Genomic DNA, 17283 nt, shown 5'->3' with positions numbered 1-17283 from the left:
ACCGGACAAGCGGTGGGCAAGATTGCGAACAGGAATATTTCCTACTGTGAATACTCTACTCAACCCGGTGCCGGGTGCATTGCCCGCTTCGCACCCGGACTCGTAATAGGCTGGAGGGCATGTCACCGACAAGCACCCCTGATTCACCCCTGTCCACAGCAACGGCAGTTCCCGATGCGGCGGCAGAGCCTGCTGAACTGGCAGCCCCCTACGGCGCCGGCGCCGCTACAGCCACGGCTGCGGGCATTCCAGCCAAGGCGGCCAAGATCCGTACGCACCACCTGCACGCTGCCAAACAGGCCGGCGAGAAGTTTGCCATGCTCACCGCGTACGACCAGTACACCGCACAGATTTTCGACGAAGCCGGCATTGAGGTGCTGTTGGTGGGCGACTCGGCCTCCAACAACGTCCTTGGCAATGAAACCTCGCTGCCCATCACACTCGATGAAATGATCATCTTTTGCCGCGCCGTCACAGCTGGTGCCAAGCGGGCCCTCGTGGTGGCTGACCTGCCCTTTGGCAGCTACGAAGCATCCACGGAACAGGCCGTGGCTTCCTGTGTGCGCCTCATGAAGGAAGGCCTGGTGCACGCGGTGAAAATGGAGGGCGGCGCCTACTACGCCCCCACCGTGCGCGCGCTGACCCAAGCCGGAATCCCCGTCATGGCCCACATCGGCTTCACACCGCAAAGTGAGCACATGTTGGGCGGCTACCGGGTGCAGGGCCGCGGCGACATGGCGCAGGCAATGATTGACGACGCCGTGGCGTTGGCTGACGCCGGTGCATTTTGTGTGTTGATGGAAATGGTTCCGGCCACGACGGCCGCCGCCGTGGATGCCGCTGTTGAAGTACCCACCGTGGGTATTGGGGCTGGAAACTCCACCACGGGCCAAGTGTTGGTGTGGCAGGACATGGCAGGGCTGCGGACCGGAAAGATGGCCAAGTTCGTGAAGCAGTACGCGCAGCTGCGCACTGTTCTTGCTGACGCCGCGAAGGAGTACGGCCAGGAAGTGCGCAGCGGCGTGTTCCCCGGCCCCGAGCACACGTTCTAGCCTGTCCGGCATGCCAGGTGCGCTTGGTTAGGCGTCGTCTTCTTCGTCGAAGGCGTCAGCGGCTTCATTGCGTTCACGCACCTTCGTCAGGGCCGCTTCGGCCTCTTCGCGGCTGTCGTACGGGCCAATGAGGGACTTCCATCCTGACTGGGCGTTCTTTTCCACTTCGTGCGTTTCCACGTTGTACCAATACTGTGCCATGGTGCTCTCCATCTCTGCGCGGGGTTCCTTGTTCGCCTGTTGACATCCTAGGCCGACCGGCTGGTCCGCGCCCGGTACACCACAAGAGCCGACTAAAACTTATAGGATGGTTTCATGTCTTCCACAGCACTTACGGCACCCATCGGCACGCTTGTTCCCGGCACCATCAGCCCTCAGCTATTCGTTCCACACTCAATTGCCCGCCCCGAATATGTGGGAAAGGCAGGCCCGGCGCCTTTCAAGGGGTCCGAGGTGAAGGACGCCGAGACGTTGGAGAAGATCCGTATTTCCTCCAAAATTGCGGCCCAGGCCATCGTGGAAGTGGGAAAGAACATTGTTCCCGGTGTCACCACGGATGCGCTGGACCGGATTGGTCACGAATTCCTGTTGGACCACCAGGCCTACCCGTCCACACTGGGCTACCGGGGCTTCCCCAAGTCCTTGTGCTCGTCGCTGAATGAAGTGATCTGCCACGGCATTCCCGACTCCACCGTCGTTCAGGACGGGGACATCATCAACATTGACATCACCGCGTTTAAGAACGGCGTGCATGGCGACACGAACTGGACGTTCACCGTCGGCGACGTCGACGAGGAATCGCGGCTGCTGGTGGAGCGCACCCAGGAGTCCTTGAACCGGGCCATCCGCGCCGTCGCGCCGGGGCGTGAAATCAACGTCATCGGCCGCACCATTGCCTCCTACGCCAAACGCTTCGGCTACGGTGTGGTGCGGGACTTCACCGGCCACGGCGTCGGCGAAGCGTTCCACACGGGCCTTATCATTCCGCACTACGACGCCGCCCCGGCCTACAACACGGTGTTGGAAGAGGGCATGGTCTTCACCATCGAACCGATGCTCACGCTGGGCTCCATTGAGTGGGACATGTGGGCGGATGACTGGACTGTTGTCACCCGCGATCGCAAGCGCACCGCCCAGTTTGAGCACACCATGGTGGTCACTGCAAGCGGCGCAGAAGTCCTGACACTTCCCTAAACACTTCCCTGTTCTTCCCTGCACTTCCACAACCATCTCTCTACGACTGGAGCACTCATGTCAAAGAAGCACCCTTTCACCGGAAACGTCATTGGCATCGACATCGGCGGCACCGGCATCAAGGGCGGAATAGTCGAGATCAGCAGCGGTGAGATGCTCGGTAGTCGTTTTCGGATCGACACCCCCAGCCCGTCATCTCCTCTGGCCGTGGCAAAGGTGGTCAAGGAAATCGTGGACGAGCTGATGAAGCGCCCGGAGGCACCCAGCAAGGACTCCCCCATCGGCATTACGTTCCCGGCGATCATCTCCCACGGCGTGGCCCTCTCAGCTGCCAACATTGACAAGTCGTGGATTGACGCCGACGTGGACGCCATCATCACTAAAGAACTTGGCCGCGAAGTGCAGGTCATGAATGACGCCGACGCCGCAGGATTGGCTGAAGCCCGCTATGGCGCTGGCAAGGGTGTCAACGGCACCGTTCTGGTCATCACGTTGGGCACGGGCATCGGTTCAGCTTTCATCCACGACGGTAAGCTCGTTCCCAACGCCGAGTTGGGCCACTTGGAGATCGACGGTTTCGACGCCGAAAGCAGGGCCTCCGCCAGCGCCCGCGAACGCGATGGCCTGGACTGGGATGAGTATGCGCAGCGCCTGCAACGCTACTTCTCCCACGTGGAGTTCCTGTTCTCGCCGGAACTGTTCATCATTGGCGGGGGTATCTCCAAGCGCAGCGAAGACTACCTGCCCAAGCTGAACCTGCGCACTAAGATCATCACGGCCCAGCTAAAGAACAATGCAGGCATTGTGGGCGGAGCGCTTCAAGCAGCGGTGCACTTCAAACTTACGAAATAGCATCCACAGCCGGCTGTGCAGCATTCCCGCTGCGCAGCCTGGCGATGGACGCTTCGAAGTCTTCCAACGACTCGAACGCCTGATACACACTGGCAAAACGCAAGTACGCCACCACATCGAGGCGGCGAAGTGGCTCGAGGATGGCCAAGCCCACCTCATTGGCCTCAATTTCAGCCGCGCCGCTGGCCCGAATGCTCTCTTCGACTTCCTGAGCCAGCTTGGCCAGGTCGTCGTCGGTCACGGGACGGCCCTGGCAGGCCTTCCGCACACCGCTGATGATCTTGCTGCGGCTGAACGGCTCGGCAACTCCGGAGCGCTTGCTGACTGAGAGGCTGGCTGTCTCCATGGTGCTGAAGCGGCGGCCGCAGTCTGTGCACTGCCGGCGCCGTCGAATGGACGAGCCGTCGTCGGACAGACGGGAGTCAACTACACGGGAGTCGGGATTGCGACAAAACGGGCAATACATTCAGCTGCTCCCTTCGGGTCGTAGTTTTCCCAGTCTAGGCTGGGAAAACAGCAAATAACAATTGTGTAATTATCTCTGTGCTGCGGGTCCCCGTCAGGGGAAGCGCACCGCCACGGCATCTCCATGGGCTGGCAGCCCCTCGGCCTTGGATAGCGTCATCACGTGCCCGGCAACTTGCTCCAACGCTGCCTTGTTGTAGTTGACAAGTTGGACTGCGCGCAGGAACGTCGTCACATTCAGCCCGGAGGAGAAGGCGGCCGTTCCACTGGTGGGCAGCACATGGTTTGACCCGGCGCAGTAGTCGCCCAGGCTCACCGGGCTGTAGTCACCCACGAAGATGGCACCGGCGTTGGTGATCCGGGCAGCCACGGCGGCGGCGTTTTCGGTGACGACTTCCAAGTGCTCGGCGGCGTAGGCGTTGCATACGGCCACCCCCTGATCCACGTCATCCACCAGGACAATGCCGGATTGCGGGCCGTTCAACGCCGTTGTCACCCGCTCCCGGTGGGTGGTCAACGCCGCCTGGCGCACCACTTCACGTTCGACGGCGTCAGCCAGTTCCACAGATGTGCTCACCAGGACGGAGCCCGCATTGGGATCATGTTCAGCCTGGCTGATCAAATCGGCAGCAACATAAACGGGGTTGGCGCTCTCATCGGCCAGCACGGCAATTTCGGTGGCGCCGGCCTCGGAGTCGATGCCGACAACACCCTTGACGAGGCGCTTGGCGGTGGCCACGAAAATATTGCCAGGGCCGGTGACTACGTCAACGGGCTCAATGGCCTCCCCGGCACCGCTGGCGCTGCTGCCGGCAGCCACACCGTAGGCGAACGCTGCAATCGCTTGGGCTCCGCCCATGGCATAGACCTCCTCAACGCCCAAGAGGGCCGCTGCGGCAAGGACGGTGAGGTCGGGCAGCCCACCAAATTCCTTTTGCGGTGGTGAAGCCAGGGCAACGGACTGGACTCCGGCAGCCAAGGCCGGGACAACGTTCATGATGACCGACGACGGGTAGGCAGCCAAGCCGCCGGGAACGTACAGGCCCACGCGGCGCACGGGGATCCAGTGAGAGGAAACCACGGCGCCCTCTGCGACCTGAAAATCCACATTTGCGGGCTTCTGCGCGTGGGCGAAGGCCTTGGCCCGGGCAATGGATTCCTCCAAAGCCGCGCGAACCTTCGGGTCAAGAGTGTCAAGGGCCTGGGCGAGTGCCGCGGCCGGGACCCGCGGATGGTCCTGGGCGACGCCGTCGAACTTCAACGCCAGCTCTGCCAAGGCGACATGGCCGCGCCCGCGCACGTCGGCGATGATGCCTTGGACGGCTGCTTCGGCCGTGGTGACGGTGGACTGCGCGGTGCGGGGCACGGCGTGCTTCAACTCCGCCAGGCTGAGGGTGCGCCCGCGCAGATCCGTGCGGCGCAGGGCAACAACGGCCGTCTGCGCAGCTACATCATTTTCCGGGCTGGATACGGGGGATTCAAGATTGCTCACAACAGTTGAGTTTACCTGCTGCTGCCCGAGCCTGCGTCTACGGGCGTTCCCCTGCGCGTGCCGGGATGAAGCTGTAGGCGTACATGGTGCGCAGGAAGACGATCAGCACGCTCACCAGCGGCCACAACAACAGGACCGAGCCGGACCGCAGCGAGAACACCATGCTGGGGTTGGGCAGCGGCGAGGGCGGATTTCCAAAGAGGTCGCCGGCAAAGACGCCCATGCGCCAGGCAATGACAGAACCCACCAAGCCGCACACCGCCAGGACCAGGACAAACGCACCCGCTGGCACCGCCGCGCCGTCGCCCTTTCGACGTCGGGTCCGCTCGGCACGAAGCGCTATGACGGCCGTAGCCGCCCCTGCCAGTACCAGTATCACTGCCAGCGTGGCGTCACGTGGGAACCAGGTGGCATAGTCCTTGCCGTCACCGTAGAAGGCACCAGTGGGGGCTGCGAGCCACCACACGATCCCGCCTATTGCACCAGCTATGGCCGAAACACCCAGGCCGCGGCGCCACGTGGCACCGCTCCGGATCTTCCCGGCAGAAGGCTCGGGGGTCCTGTGCTCCGCCATCAGCCCTCCAGACAGGTGGGGCCCAGCAGGACCTTCAGGTCGCCGAAGAGCGCCGGGGTGGGGTTGACCCTGTGGTGCAGCGGCAGCTTCATGACCTTGACGCCACGGCTGCCGGCAAGATGCATCTTGACTTCGGTGTTGCCGCGGTGATCGCCAAGGATGTCCTTCAACGCCCCCAGCACCTGCTCATTGGCCTTGTGCTCCGGCATGGATATCACCAGCGGCCCGGCCAGGCCTTCACTCAGGTCCGGGACGGAGAGTTCCATGGCGTTCAGGGTGATGGCACCGTCGTCGCGCTTTTGCAGCCTTCCCTTGACCACCACGATCAAGTCTTCGGCCAGGACCGTGGCAATGGGCCCGTACACCTGCCCGAAGAACATGACTTCGATCGAGCCACCCAGGTCCTCAACCTCACAACGGGCATAGGGGTTGCCACTGCTCTTGGCGATGCGCCGCTGGAGGTTGGTGATCATGCCGGAGATGCTGAAGATGTGCCCGTCTGAGGGACCGTCGTCGGCCAGCACCTGGGTGATGGACATGTCCGCGTTTTGACTCAGGATGCCTTCAAGGCCTTGGAGTGGGTGGTCCGAGACGTAGAGCCCGAGCATGTCGCGCTCGAACGCCAGCTTGTCCTTCTTTTCCCATTCGGGCAGATCCGGGATCTCCGTGGCCAGGGCCGATTCAGGCTCTGCGTCACCAAGGCCGGCGAAGAGGTCAAACTGGCCCACGGCCTCGTTGCGTTTGATGGTGATGACCGAGTCGACGGCTTCTTCATGGATCATGGCCAAGGCGCGCCTGGGGTGGCCCAGGGAGTCGAAGGCACCTGCCTTGATCAACGATTCGATGGTGCGCTTGTTGCACACCACGGCCGGGACCTTCATGAGGAAGTCGGGGAAGTTCTCAAAGTTGCCCGCACCCGTCCTGGCTTCCACCAACGCGTTGACCACGTTGGCGCCCACGTTGCGGATGGCCCCCATGCCGAAGCGGATATCATGGCCGATCGGGGTGAAATTCAACGCCGACTCGTTGACGTCGGGGGCCAGCACCGTGATGCCCATGTGGCGGCACTCGTTGAGGTACAGGGCCAGTTTGTCCTTGTCGTCGCCAACGCTTGTCAGCAGAGCCGCCATGTATTCGGCGGGATAGTGCGCCTTCAGGTACGCGGTCCAGTAACTGATGACTCCGTACGCCGCTGAGTGCGCTTTGTTGAAGGCGTAATCGGAGAACGGCAGCAGGATGGCCCACAAGGTGGCCACGGCAGCATCGGAATAGCCGTTGTCGAGCATGCCCTGATGGAAGCCGGCATACTGTTTGTCCAGCTCCGACTTCTTCTTCTTGCCCATGGCACGGCGCAAAATATCTGCCCGGCCCAGCGAGTAGCCAGCCAGCTTCTGGGCGATGGACATCACCTGCTCCTGATACACGATCAGGCCATAGGTACCGCCCAGGATGTCCGCGAGGGGCTCTTCCAATTCCGGGTGGATGGGCGTGATCGGCTGCAGGCCGTTCTTGCGCAGCGCATAGTTCGTGTGCGAGTCCGCGCCCATCGGTCCTGGCCGGTACAGCGCCAAGACGGCGGAAATGTCTTCAAAGTTATCGGGGCGCATGAGCTTGAGCAGGGAGCGCATGGGGCCGCCGTCGAGCTGGAAGACACCCAGCGTGTCCCCTCGCGCCATGAGCTCGTAGGAGGGTGCGTCGTCGAGCTCCAAGCGCTCAAGGTCAAGGTCAAAGCCCTTGTTCGCCTTGATGTTTTCCAGTGCGTCGGTGATGATCGTGAGGTTTCGCAACCCCAGGAAGTCCATTTTGATCAGGCCGAGGCCTTCACTGGTGGGGTAGTCGAACTGGGTGATGACCTGGCCGTCCTGGAAACGGCGCATGATCGGGATGACATCGATGATGGGATCCGAACTCATGATCACACCGGCTGCGTGCACGCCCCACTGGCGCTTCAGCCCCTCCAGCCCCTTGGACAGCTCAAAGACTTTCGCCGCCTCGGGGTCGGTGTTCATCAGGTTGCGAAAGTCAGCTGCCTCGCTGTAACGCTTGGCCTCCGGGTTTTCAATGTCATTGAGGAGAATATCCTTGGCCATGACGGCTGGCGGCAGCGCCTTTGTCAGCATTTCACCCATGCTGAAGGGGTGTCCCAGGACGCGGGAGGCGTCTTTAAGCGCCTGTTTCGTCTTGATGCTGCCGTACGTCACGATCATGGCAACACGCTCGTCACCATACTTTTCCGTCACGTACTTGATCACTTCATGGCGACGACGATCATCAAAGTCCACGTCGAAGTCGGGCATGGACACGCGCTCGGGGTTCAGGAAGCGCTCAAAGATCAGCCCGTGGCGCAGCGGGTCAAGGTCGGTGATACGCATGGCATAGGCCACCATGGACCCGGCGCCGGAACCACGCCCGGGGCCAACCCGGATGCCATGGTCCTTGGACCAGTTGATGAAGTCGGCCACCACGAGGAAGTAGCCGGGGAAGCCCATCTTGATGATGACGTCCAGTTCGTAGTCCGCCTGCTTGCGGACGTCGTCGGGGATGCCAGCCGGGTACCTGTACTTCAGGCCCGTGTCCACTTCCTTGACCAGCCAGGACGTTTCGTCCTCGCCTTCCGGGCAGGGGAACCGCGGCATGTAGTTGGCGTCGGTGTTGAAGGAGACATCGCAGCGCTCGGCGATCAGTAGCGTGTTGTCGCAGGCTTCGGGCAGTTCGGAGAAGAGGGAGCGCATTTCCGCTGCGGACTTCAGGTAGTAGCCGCTGCCGCTGAACGCAAAACGCTTTCCACCCTGGTCATAGGTGGGTTCGGCCAACGTGGAGCCGGACTGCAGGGCCAGCAGCGCTTCGTGGGCCTTTGCGTCATGCTCGTGTGTGTAGTGAAGATCATTGGTGGCGACCAGCGGAATGTTGAGATCCTTGGCCAGGCGCAGCAGGTCCTTCGTGACCCGGCGTTCAATGTCCAGTCCATGGTCCATGAGCTCGCAGAAGTAGTTTTCCGCCCCGAAGATGTCCTGGAACTCGGCGGCGGCCGCCCTGGCCTCGTTGTATTGACCCAGCCGCAGACGCGTCTGGACTTCACCCGAGGGGCAGCCGGTGGTGGCGATGAGCCCCGGGTGGTATTCGTTGAGCAGTTCCCGGTCCAAGCGCGGGTACTTGCCCAACGGCGAATCGAGGGAACCCAGCGAAGAGGCCCTGAACAAGTTCCGCATGCCCTGGTTGTTGTAGCTGAGCAGTGTCATGTGCGTGTAGGAACCGCCGCCGGAGACGTCGTCCTTGCGTTGGCTTTCGTCGGTACGCCACTTGACCCTGGTCTTGTCGGTGCGGGCGGTGCCGGGGGTGACGTAGGCTTCAACGCCGATGATGGGCTTGATGCCGGCGTCGGTGGCCTTTTGCCAAAAGTCGAAGGCCCCAAATAGATAGCCGTGGTCGGTGGTGGCCAGTGCGGGCATTTCAAGCCGCTTGGCCTCGTCGAACAATTCCGTGAGGCGCGCAGCACCGTCCAGCATGGAGTATTCGGTGTGTGAGTGAAGATGGACAAAACTGTCAGTCGATGAGCTAGCCACCCGACTAGTCTACGTCCCCAATCCCAGCCCTCCCCCCCACCAACGCTCCTGCACTTTCGGGGCAGCAAACCCTGACGCTCTTTCAATTTCTGGGGTCAAAACGCGGACCCTCCTGCAGGTGGTGAGGCAACGATCTAGCTCACCACGCGAAGGTGCTGGAGCGCCGGGAAAAACACCCCAAAAGGTGCAGGAGGGTCAGAGGAAGGACCCCGGAAGGTGCGGGAGCGTCGGTAGGGGTTAGTGTTCGCCGCGCAGGTGGTCCAGTGCGTACTCCAGATCCTGCGGGTAGGGGCTTGTCACTGACACCCATTCCCCCGATGACGGGTGTGTGAAGCCCAGCTGGTGGGCGTGCAACCACTGCCTGGTCAGGCCCAACTCGGCAGCCAGTTTCGGGTCTGCCCCGTACGTCAAGTCACCGGCGCAAGGATGGCGCAGCGCCGAAAAGTGAACACGGATCTGGTGTGTGCGCCCGGTTTCAAGGTGGACTTCCACCAGCGACGCCTTCCCGAACGCCTCAAGAACTTCGTAATGGGTCACCGAGGGACGCCCGTCCTCGATGACGGCGAAGCGCCAGTCGTGGCCGGGGTGGCGGCCGATGGGCGCGTCGATGGTGCCCTTCAACGGGTCCGGGAGTCCCTGCACCACGGCGTGGTAGATCTTCTCCACCGTCCGTTCGCGGAAAGCCTGCTTCAGGACGGTGTACGCGTGCTCAGTCTTGGCCACCACCATGGCACCGGAAGTGCCCACGTCCAGGCGGTGCACAATACCGACCCGCTCCTGGGCGCCGGATGTTGAAATGCGGTACCCGGCGGCAGCCAGCCCGCCCACCACAGTGGGCCCCACCCATCCCGGTGACGGATGTGCAGCCACGCCGACTGGTTTGTCCACCACCACGAAGTCATCGTCGTCGAGGAGGATGTCAAGGCCTTCCACGGGTTCCACAACGACGGCAAGCGGATCGCGGCGCTCGGGTATGGTGACCTGCACACTGGCGCCGGCAGTGAGTTTTTCACTCTTGCCCAACAGCACACCGTTTTGCAGGACATTGCCCTCCACGCAGAGCAGTGCAGCTGCAGAGCGTGAGATGCCCAGCAGCACAGCAAGTGCAGCGTCAGCCCGTCGTCCGGCCACGTCCTCGGGCACGTTGAAGGTTTCAGTCATCGAGGGTTACATCCTTCACAGCGGCTTTGGTCCCGGTCAGCGGCACGCCGAACAAGGTCAACAAACAAATGGTGATCACGCCGCCCACCACGGCCATGTCCGCCATGTTGAAGATGGCGAAGTTGGGGAAGGAAATGAAATCCACCACATGTCCCATGGCGAACGACGGCGGACGGAACAGTCTGTCCGTCAGGTTGCCCAGGGCGCCACCCAAGACAAGGCCCAAGCCGATGGCCCACCAGGCCGATCGGATGCGCCGTGCAAGCACGATGATGGCAACGGACACTGCCGCCATGATCAACGTAAAGAACCAGGTGAAATTCTCACCGATGGAGAACGCTGCACCGGAATTCCGAATGAAATACCACTGCAGGACACCGGGGATCACCGGGGTGGTCTGTCCTTCAACCATGGTCGAGGTCACCCACCACTTCGTCAGTTGGTCACAGATGTAGGCGAACGCGGCAAAGCCTGCCCACAGGAACCAGTAGGTGCGGCGATGGGGGGAGGGGGCAGATTGCGTGTCCGGCAGAGAGTTCTCGCTCATGGTGCTTTCAGTAGTTGCGGCAAAGGGATAGATTCCATCATAAGCTCGCTGGCCGTGGCACCAGCCACAGAGGCTGGCAGGCTTATGGCTGGAGCTTGGGGGCTGCCTTAAGCAGCAAGAAGCCGGTGGGACAAGTTACCTTGCACCACCGGCTTCCTGATTTTGCCTAGGAGTCCGATTTGCTCTCGGAGAAGTCCGGTGCTGCCACCGAACCACGGGCATCCAGGTCGCGCAGCTGACCTTCGATGTACGTCTTCAGGCGTGAACGGTAGTCACGCTCGAAGCCGCGCAGCTGCTCCACCTTGCGTTCGAGTACCGAGCGCTGCTGCTCCAGGGCACCGAGCGTCTTACGGCTCTTCTCCTGGGCATCGTTGACCAGCGTGCTGGCCTCGATTTGCGCTTCGGCGATGATCTTGTCGCGCTGCTCAACACCTGCATTGACGTATTCGTCGTGGAGTCGCTCAGCCAGTGCAATGACGCCTGAGGCAGTCTCAGCCGGGGTTTGAGCAGCTGCAGGCACAGGCTCAGGTACTGCGGCAACAACAACCGTCTCAACGACAGGTTCGGGCTTGGCGGGTGCCGGCGCTTCGGCGGCAACCGTCTCCACGACTGGCGCTTGCTTGCCCTTGCCCCTGACCTTCGCCTTGCCCCTTACTGAAGGCTCAGAGGCCATAGGCCCGGTCTTGGCAGTTACTTCAGCAACATCGGGAGCCTTGGCAAGCACGGGAGCTGACTGAGTCTGGACAGAGGCTTTTTCTGTACCGCTCTCAGCAATCTGCTTGCGCAGGCTGTCGCTCTCCTGACGCAAGCTGTCGTTTTCCTCATGCAGGCGGCGAAGCTCTACGACGATTTCGTCAAGAAAATCGTCGACTTCGTCCTGGTCATAGCCTTCACGGAACTTGGTCGGCTGGAACCGCTTGTTGACAACGTCTTCTGGCGTAAGCGCCATGTAGTCACCTCATTGGTCTAAGTGAGTCTGGAACTGGCCTAGGCCCTACCGACTGCGGTACAGAATGCATGCCTATCAGCACGCACCGTGGTCTCTCTTTTTACAATATAACTTTTCTCTGGCGAAAACGAACGGCGCGGCGCTAGCTGACTAAACTTTTTGTCACACCCATGCCGATACCAACAGCCACCAGCAATAAAAGGAAGCCAATATCCAAAGCCATGGAGCCGATTCGCAGCGGTGGAATCATGGCACGCAGTTTGCGCAGCGGGGGGTCTGTGAGCCGATACACAACCGAGGCACCGATCAAGGCAACACCTTTGGGGCGCCAATCGCGAGCAAAGACCTGTATCCAGTCAAACACCATGCGTAGCAGCAGTGTCAGAAAGTACAGCAGCAGCAGCAGGTAGAGAAGGGCAAAAACTATTGTCACGCGCGTGCACTCAATCCGTTAGGTGGCGGAAATGGAAACCTTGACTACAAGGATAGACCAACCCCAAGACAGTTTTAGTGATTCTCCGTTGGCAGGCAGATCCATTCAATACTCCGTACAACGCACTGCCCGGACACAAAGTGCCCGGGCAGTGAAAAAGCAGCATTGCAGAGCTCGTGGCTCTTTACTGTTAGCTCTGGTTGAAGAAGCTTGCCTGCGTATCGGAAACCTTCTTGTCATCTCCGAGAACTTCAATGTATGACGGTGAGAGCAGGAACACCTTGCTGGTCACGCGCTCTATGGAACCGCGCAGTCCGAACACCAGACCGGCGGAAAAGTCCACCAGGCGCTTGGCATCTGCCTCACCCATGTCGGTGACGTTCATGATGACTGGAATTCCGTCCCGGAAGCTCTCCCCAATGATTTTTGCGTCATTGTAGGAACGGGGGTGGACAGTGGTGATCTGGCGCAAACTTTCAGCCTCTTCCCGATTTGATGCGGCACGCTTGATGGGGGTCACCGGAGCCCTGTATTCTTCGTCGCCGGCCTTGGGGGCGGCAGGCTCCACGACAGGTGCAGGCGCTACCTCGCGCTCAGACACCTCGGCATAGTCGTCGTCCTTGGTCAAGGGCGGGGCATGCTCGGCGTCGTAGTGCTCGTCACCGTCGGCGAGCCCAAGAAAGATCATTGTCTTGCGCATAGCGCCAGCCATGGTAGCTCCTCATTAGTCTACGTAAATCTGCAAAGCACAAAATTCTTCATCCGGATGGTTGTTTGGCAGATTGTGCAGTTGCCGTCAGATAAAACGCTACAGCACGGCAGGACGGGGACCGAGGATATCGGAACCGACACGCAGGTGTGTCGCCCCTGCAGCCAGTGCGGCTTCAAGATCGTGGCTCATCCCGGCTGAAATTCCGGTTGCACCTGGGTGAGCAGAACGCAGTTGGGCGGACACGGTCGCCAGCAGTTCGAACGCCGGTCCCGGGCTGACGCCCAGTGGTGCCACGCCCATGACACCGGCCAGCACCAGGCCGGGTGTGTCGGCAATGTGCTCAGCGAGTTGCAGGACGGACGACGGCGCCGCCCCTCCCCTGCCGCTGGGCCCGGCTGGGGAGTCGTGGCCCTCCGCCGCAAATGATGCGTAGGGTTCGGTGAGTTCAACCTGGATGAAGCACTCCAGGTCCGAGCGGCCATTCTTTTCCTGCTGTCGGGCCATGGCCTTGCCCAGCGCAGTGGCAACGGGGGCTCTGTCGATTGAGTGAACAGAGTGCGCGTAGCCAACGACCGACTTGGCCTTGTTGCTTTGCAGCTGCCCGATGAAGTGCCAGCGCAGGTCAGTTCCCGCCACTTCGGCGGCCTTCGCTGCCGCCTCCTGGTCGCGGTTCTCACCAACGTCCCCCACCCCAAGGCTGCGCAGCCGCAGCACATCAGCGGCGGGGTGGAACTTCGTCACCACAATGAGGGTTGGGGGCGCCGCGGCCGCAGCTGCCACAGTTGAAGCTTGGCGGGATGCCACGGCAGTTTCGATTCGTTCCCTGACAGCACCCAGGTGCTGGGCGAGTTCCGTGGTGCGGGGATCCGGCAAAGTCATTGTACGAAGGTGCTTTCAAGAAAGGCACCGCTAGGTGCACGAGTAAGGAGCCAAGGTAGGGGGCTAGGCGGGCGCGGATGCAACGATGAAACCGATGAAGCGACCTTCGTCCACGCCGTCACGCTGCGAACGGCGGTGCGAGAAATACCGTTCGTCTTCCAGCGTGCAAATACCTGAGGGGTGCGCTTTCACACCGGATGCAGCCAACAGGGCCAGCACAGCCGCTGGCAGATCAAGGCCCGGCGTTCCGGCAGAGGTGGTCGACCAGGATTCCGGTACCTGCGCTGCTACAGCTTCCCGCATGGCATACGGTACTTCGTAGCAGCGCCCGCACACGCTGGGTCCAAGCCAAGCTTCGATGGACTGTGCGCCGCTGCGGCGCATTTGATCAGCGACGGCGGTGATGACACCTTTTTCAACGCCGGGCCGTCCTGCGTGGGCCACTGCCAGAACGATCTTGCCGCTGGGCGCTTCTCCGAGCAGAACAACCGGGACACAGTCGGCGACCATTACGGCCAGCCCGGACTCCGTCCCAAGCTCGAGTGTGAGCACCATGGCATCTGCCGTGGGTGTTGGCGCTCGGACTCGAGCGTCAAGTACGGCCACGTCGGCACCATGCACTTGCTCCATGTAGGCCAAGGTCATGGCGCCGGCAGGGGGTGTGCCGACGCCCTGAGCTAAAGCATGCTCCACGGCTGCCCGACGCTCTGCAACCAGGCCGGGCTCATCCCCCACGTGAAAAGCCAGGTTGCCTGCTGTGGTGTCGGTGAAACCAATGACTACGCCTGGGCGCACCTGCGTCGAAGACCACATGCAAACAACCTGACCCTTCAGGGTGCCGGCGGATGTTGCCGCCGGCGGAATGTAATTTAACTAAAGGCTGTTCCTACTTCAAGAAGTCCGGAACATCCAGGTCGTCGGCACGGTGTCCGGTGAGATCGGGTTCCACAATGGCCGGAAGCTCCACGTCGAAGCCGCCGTCAGCCGGAACCTGGGAACCGGACTGCTGGCCCCACTGATTCAGGTTCGTCACGTTGTTGGCGCTTGCGGGCACCGTGGAAGGTGCCGGTGGTGCAACTGCGGCTGCGGGCTCTGCCTTTTCAGGTTCGGCGTCAGGGGCGTCGAAGCCTGCAGCGATGACCGTCACGCGGGCCTCGTCTCCCAGGGCGTCGTCAATGACGGCACCAAAGATGATGTTGGCTTCGGGGTGTGCAACTTCCTGCACCAGGCGGGCTGCCTCATTGATTTCAAACAAGCCCAGGTCTGAGCCACCCTGAATGGACAGCAGCACGCCGTGTGCGCCATCAATGGACGCTTCAAGCAGCGGAGAGGCGATCGCGAGTTCCGCCGCCTTCACGGCACGGTCCTCGCCCCTTGCGGAGCCGATGCCCATCAAGGCCGAACCGGCACCCTGCATCACTGACTTCACGTCCGCAAAGTCAAGGTTGATCAGGCCCGGGGTCGTGATGAGGTCGGTGATGCCCTGGACACCTGACAACAACACCTGGTCGGCGGAGCGGAAGGCGTCAAGCACTGAGACGTTGCGGTCACTGATGGACAAGAGGCGATCATTGGGGATCACGATGAGCGTGTCCACTTCATCGCGCAACGCTTCGATGCCATTGTCGGCGCTTGATGCGCGACGGCGGCCTTCGAAAGTGAAGGGGCGCGTGACAACACCAATGGTCAGCGCGCCCAGCGTGCGGGCGATGCGGGCCACGACGGGGGCGCCGCCGGTGCCGGTGCCGCCGCCTTCGCCTGCCGTCACGAAGACCATGTCAGCCCCACGCAGGACCTCTTCGATCTCTTCTGCGTGGTCTTCGGCTGCCTGACGGCCGACATCCGGGTTGGCTCCGGCGCCGAGTCCGCGTGTCAGCTCTCGGCCGACGTCGAGCTTGACGTCGGCGTCACTCATCAACAGCGCCTGGGCGTCCGTGTTAATGGCGATGAACTCCACGCCGCGAAGACCCACGTCAATCATGCGGTTCACTGCATTTACGCCGCCACCGCCGATGCCGACGACTTTGATGACTGCCAAGTAATTCTGGGGTGCTGCCACGTTACGTGTCCCTTGTTCGTATGTTGCTGAAAGATCAAAAAAAATTGCACTTAGCCGCCAAGGGAATGATGCTGTTTCAAGGTGCCGGCATTGCTCGGAGGAACAACCTTGAAGCAGTACTTGAAACCTTGGAGGCTTAACCTTCAAGTTGAAGGTTATAGTTATGTCAACTAACTCGTGTCAATGACGCTACGGTGCATCGGCGCCGCATGCAATTTCTGCTGCCGCGTGTCGCCCGAATAGGCCCAAAAACCATTTAATCAGCCATGCCTGCCCTCGATTGGGGTCACATGGCTCGCATTGTCCAAAGACCATTGTCCTACAGTCGCCGGGTTAACGTGTCACCGGGTGACGTGGAGCACTGACATCAAAGACCTGCGCAGGCGCGGGTAGGGGCTTGCCGGGCTCAGGGGTGGGCGGCGGAGCGGTCAGCAGAGCCGTCAGTACTTCTGCCTTGAGTTCCATGTCGCTGGCATTACCCCAGATCACCGTGCGCCCGTCCGTCAACTTCAGTTCCACTGCATCCGGGGACTTAGCTGATGCATTGGCCAGCTGCGCCACAATGGGTTGCGGTAGATTCGCCAGCACGGCCGTGATGGCCCGGAACGTGTCCTGGCCAATGGCGGCCTTGCCACCGTCGATCAACGGAAGCGCCGCAGCTTCGAGGTCAGGTGTGGAACCGAGTTCCACACCATCCTGATCAACCAACAGGTACGTGTCATCAACTTGAATCACGGCAACGGGCACCCGTTCAACAATGTGCACGAGCAGGGTTGACGGCGGCCTGGCCTCGATGCGGGCACTCTTGACTTGAATGACCGGGGCCAGCAAGTCCTGCACCTCCCTTTCCGTCACTTGGGGAAGCGGCTTGGACAGGATCGGTGCAACAGCTTTCTGCAATACGTCCGCCCCGACCAGCTTATTACCCTCGAAAACGACCTTTTGAACGGCCAAAACGGGTGAGAAAATGGCCACCCCCATCACTAGGGCAAGCGTGGCAACAATACCGGCTACAGCCAACAAGATGTTGCGGCGACGGCGCTTGTAACTGGAGACCGGGAAGGCCAGCACCTTGGCGCCTTGTTCAACCCCGTCATTCTCGTCCCCAGCATTGACTTGGCCGGTAGTGTCGGAGTCAGCTGTGTTGCGGCTGGCACTCTCGGGGCGCCGCCTCATGGATGGTATCCGTGGAACCTTCTTGGGGCTCTCCCTAGCAGCAGCCGCTGCAGGCTTCTCCTTGGCAGGCTGCGCCTCGCTGGGCAGCGGCTCAACGGAGACCTTCGTGCTGGTGCTGCGCACGGGTGGCGGAACAGAGGGGCCTTGCACGGCCGGTGTTGACTTGGCTCCCGCC

General features: G+C 61.4%; 17 protein-coding genes. 3 read left to right on the top strand and 14 right to left on the bottom strand.

Annotated elements, in window-relative coordinates; all coding sequences use genetic code 11:
• Window positions 1-119 precede the first annotated feature (119 nt).
• On the top strand, window positions 120-1052 hold the full coding sequence (gene panB, locus Q4P21_RS01390) for a 3-methyl-2-oxobutanoate hydroxymethyltransferase (RefSeq protein ID WP_303387073.1): 933 nt from the start codon (window positions 120-122) through the stop codon (window positions 1050-1052).
• Between the two features lie 27 nt (window positions 1053-1079).
• Here panB and Q4P21_RS01385 read toward each other — a convergent pair whose 3' ends face one another.
• Window positions 1080-1253: an SPOR domain-containing protein gene (locus tag Q4P21_RS01385; RefSeq protein ID WP_303387072.1), complete on the bottom strand. Its 174-nt coding sequence runs from the start codon at window positions 1251-1253 to the stop codon at window positions 1080-1082.
• A gap of 114 nt (window positions 1254-1367) precedes the next feature.
• Between Q4P21_RS01385 and map the strand changes: the two genes are divergently transcribed.
• Window positions 1368-2246, top strand: coding sequence for a type I methionyl aminopeptidase (map, locus tag Q4P21_RS01380; RefSeq protein WP_303387071.1), 879 nt, complete (start codon window positions 1368-1370; stop codon window positions 2244-2246).
• 57 nt (window positions 2247-2303) lie between these two features.
• Window positions 2304-3098 carry a polyphosphate--glucose phosphotransferase gene (gene ppgK / locus Q4P21_RS01375; protein ID WP_303387070.1) on the top strand — a complete coding sequence of 265 codons (795 nt, stop codon included), beginning with the start codon at window positions 2304-2306 and terminating at the stop codon, window positions 3096-3098.
• On the opposite strand, the gene nrdR is transcribed toward ppgK, so the two are convergent.
• The 13 genes from nrdR to Q4P21_RS01310 form a co-directional block, all read right to left on the bottom strand.
• Complete coding sequence (gene nrdR, locus Q4P21_RS01370) at window positions 3088-3564, bottom strand: transcriptional regulator NrdR (protein WP_303387069.1); 477 nt, start codon at window positions 3562-3564, stop codon at window positions 3088-3090. The two genes, ppgK and nrdR, sit on opposite strands and share 11 nt — an antisense overlap.
• A 93-nt stretch (window positions 3565-3657) precedes the next feature.
• Window positions 3658-4986 carry a histidinol dehydrogenase gene (gene hisD / locus Q4P21_RS01365; RefSeq protein ID WP_303387092.1) on the bottom strand — a complete coding sequence of 443 codons (1329 nt, stop codon included), beginning with the start codon at window positions 4984-4986 and terminating at the stop codon, window positions 3658-3660.
• Between the two features lie 106 nt (window positions 4987-5092).
• Window positions 5093-5629 carry a hypothetical protein gene (locus tag Q4P21_RS01360; protein WP_303387068.1) on the bottom strand — a complete coding sequence of 179 codons (537 nt, stop codon included), beginning with the start codon at window positions 5627-5629 and terminating at the stop codon, window positions 5093-5095.
• Window positions 5629-9192, bottom strand: a complete 3564-nt coding sequence (gene dnaE / locus Q4P21_RS01355; RefSeq protein ID WP_303387067.1) for a DNA polymerase III subunit alpha — start codon at window positions 9190-9192, stop codon at window positions 5629-5631. The genes Q4P21_RS01360 and dnaE overlap by 1 nt, the downstream gene beginning before the upstream one ends.
• Before the next feature lie 237 nt (window positions 9193-9429).
• Window positions 9430-10353, bottom strand: a complete 924-nt coding sequence (locus Q4P21_RS01350; protein ID WP_303387066.1) for an RluA family pseudouridine synthase — start codon at window positions 10351-10353, stop codon at window positions 9430-9432.
• Window positions 10346-10900 (bottom strand): signal peptidase II, encoded by a 555-nt coding sequence (gene lspA / locus Q4P21_RS01345; protein ID WP_303387065.1) that lies wholly within the window; start codon window positions 10898-10900, stop codon window positions 10346-10348. Before lspA ends, Q4P21_RS01350 begins: the two co-directional genes overlap by 8 nt.
• Before the next feature lie 166 nt (window positions 10901-11066).
• The gene (locus Q4P21_RS01340; protein ID WP_303387064.1) at window positions 11067-11849 is read right to left on the bottom strand and encodes a DivIVA domain-containing protein; all 783 of its coding nucleotides are present in this window, start codon (window positions 11847-11849) and stop codon (window positions 11067-11069) included.
• 142 nt (window positions 11850-11991) lie between these two features.
• Entirely contained in the window at window positions 11992-12282 is a 291-nt protein-coding gene (locus Q4P21_RS01335; RefSeq protein WP_303387063.1) for a YggT family protein, read from the bottom strand.
• A gap of 190 nt (window positions 12283-12472) precedes the next feature.
• Complete coding sequence (locus tag Q4P21_RS01330; RefSeq protein WP_303387062.1) at window positions 12473-12994, bottom strand: cell division protein SepF; 522 nt, start codon at window positions 12992-12994, stop codon at window positions 12473-12475.
• Between the two features lie 96 nt (window positions 12995-13090).
• Window positions 13091-13873 carry a YggS family pyridoxal phosphate enzyme gene (locus Q4P21_RS01325; protein WP_303387061.1) on the bottom strand — a complete coding sequence of 261 codons (783 nt, stop codon included), beginning with the start codon at window positions 13871-13873 and terminating at the stop codon, window positions 13091-13093.
• Between the two features lie 63 nt (window positions 13874-13936).
• On the bottom strand, window positions 13937-14686 hold the full coding sequence (locus Q4P21_RS01320; protein WP_303387060.1) for a laccase domain-containing protein: 750 nt from the start codon (window positions 14684-14686) through the stop codon (window positions 13937-13939).
• Window positions 14687-14759: 73 nt separating this feature from the next.
• Window positions 14760-15932, bottom strand: coding sequence for a cell division protein FtsZ (ftsZ, locus tag Q4P21_RS01315; protein ID WP_303387059.1), 1173 nt, complete (start codon window positions 15930-15932; stop codon window positions 14760-14762).
• Window positions 15933-16265: 333 nt separating this feature from the next.
• Window positions 16266-17231, bottom strand: a complete 966-nt coding sequence (locus tag Q4P21_RS01310; protein WP_303387058.1) for a cell division protein FtsQ/DivIB — start codon at window positions 17229-17231, stop codon at window positions 16266-16268.
• Between the last annotated feature and the right edge of the window lie 52 nt (window positions 17232-17283).

The organism is Arthrobacter sp. (assembly GCF_030540645.1).
GTDB lineage: Bacteria > Actinomycetota > Actinomycetes > Actinomycetales > Micrococcaceae > Specibacter.
Note: the sequence above shows the minus strand (reverse complement) of the source record. Positions and strands in the feature narration are given on the sequence as shown.

What these genes read in the sequence shown, in the direction of transcription:
- map (WP_303387071.1), top strand. Translation starts at nt 1,368, where the DNA reads ATGTCTTCCACAGCACTTACGGCACCCATCGGCACGCTTGTTCCCGGC.
- lspA (WP_303387065.1), bottom strand. Translation starts at nt 10,900, where the DNA reads ATGAGCGAGAACTCTCTGCCGGACACGCAATCTGCCCCCTCCCCCCAT.
- Q4P21_RS01350 (WP_303387066.1), bottom strand. Translation starts at nt 10,353, where the DNA reads ATGACTGAAACCTTCAACGTGCCCGAGGACGTGGCCGGACGACGGGCT.
- Q4P21_RS01385 (WP_303387072.1), bottom strand. Translation starts at nt 1,253, where the DNA reads ATGGCACAGTATTGGTACAACGTGGAAACGCACGAAGTGGAAAAGAAC.
- nrdR (WP_303387069.1), bottom strand. Translation starts at nt 3,564, where the DNA reads ATGTATTGCCCGTTTTGTCGCAATCCCGACTCCCGTGTAGTTGACTCC.
- Q4P21_RS01340 (WP_303387064.1), bottom strand. Translation starts at nt 11,849, where the DNA reads ATGGCGCTTACGCCAGAAGACGTTGTCAACAAGCGGTTCCAGCCGACC.
- Q4P21_RS01360 (WP_303387068.1), bottom strand. Translation starts at nt 5,629, where the DNA reads ATGGCGGAGCACAGGACCCCCGAGCCTTCTGCCGGGAAGATCCGGAGC.
- ppgK (WP_303387070.1), top strand. Translation starts at nt 2,304, where the DNA reads ATGTCAAAGAAGCACCCTTTCACCGGAAACGTCATTGGCATCGACATC.
- Q4P21_RS01330 (WP_303387062.1), bottom strand. Translation starts at nt 12,994, where the DNA reads ATGGCTGGCGCTATGCGCAAGACAATGATCTTTCTTGGGCTCGCCGAC.
- Q4P21_RS01320 (WP_303387060.1), bottom strand. Translation starts at nt 14,686, where the DNA reads ATGTGGTCTTCGACGCAGGTGCGCCCAGGCGTAGTCATTGGTTTCACC.
- panB (WP_303387073.1), top strand. Translation starts at nt 120, where the DNA reads ATGTCACCGACAAGCACCCCTGATTCACCCCTGTCCACAGCAACGGCA.
- Q4P21_RS01325 (WP_303387061.1), bottom strand. Translation starts at nt 13,873, where the DNA reads ATGACTTTGCCGGATCCCCGCACCACGGAACTCGCCCAGCACCTGGGT.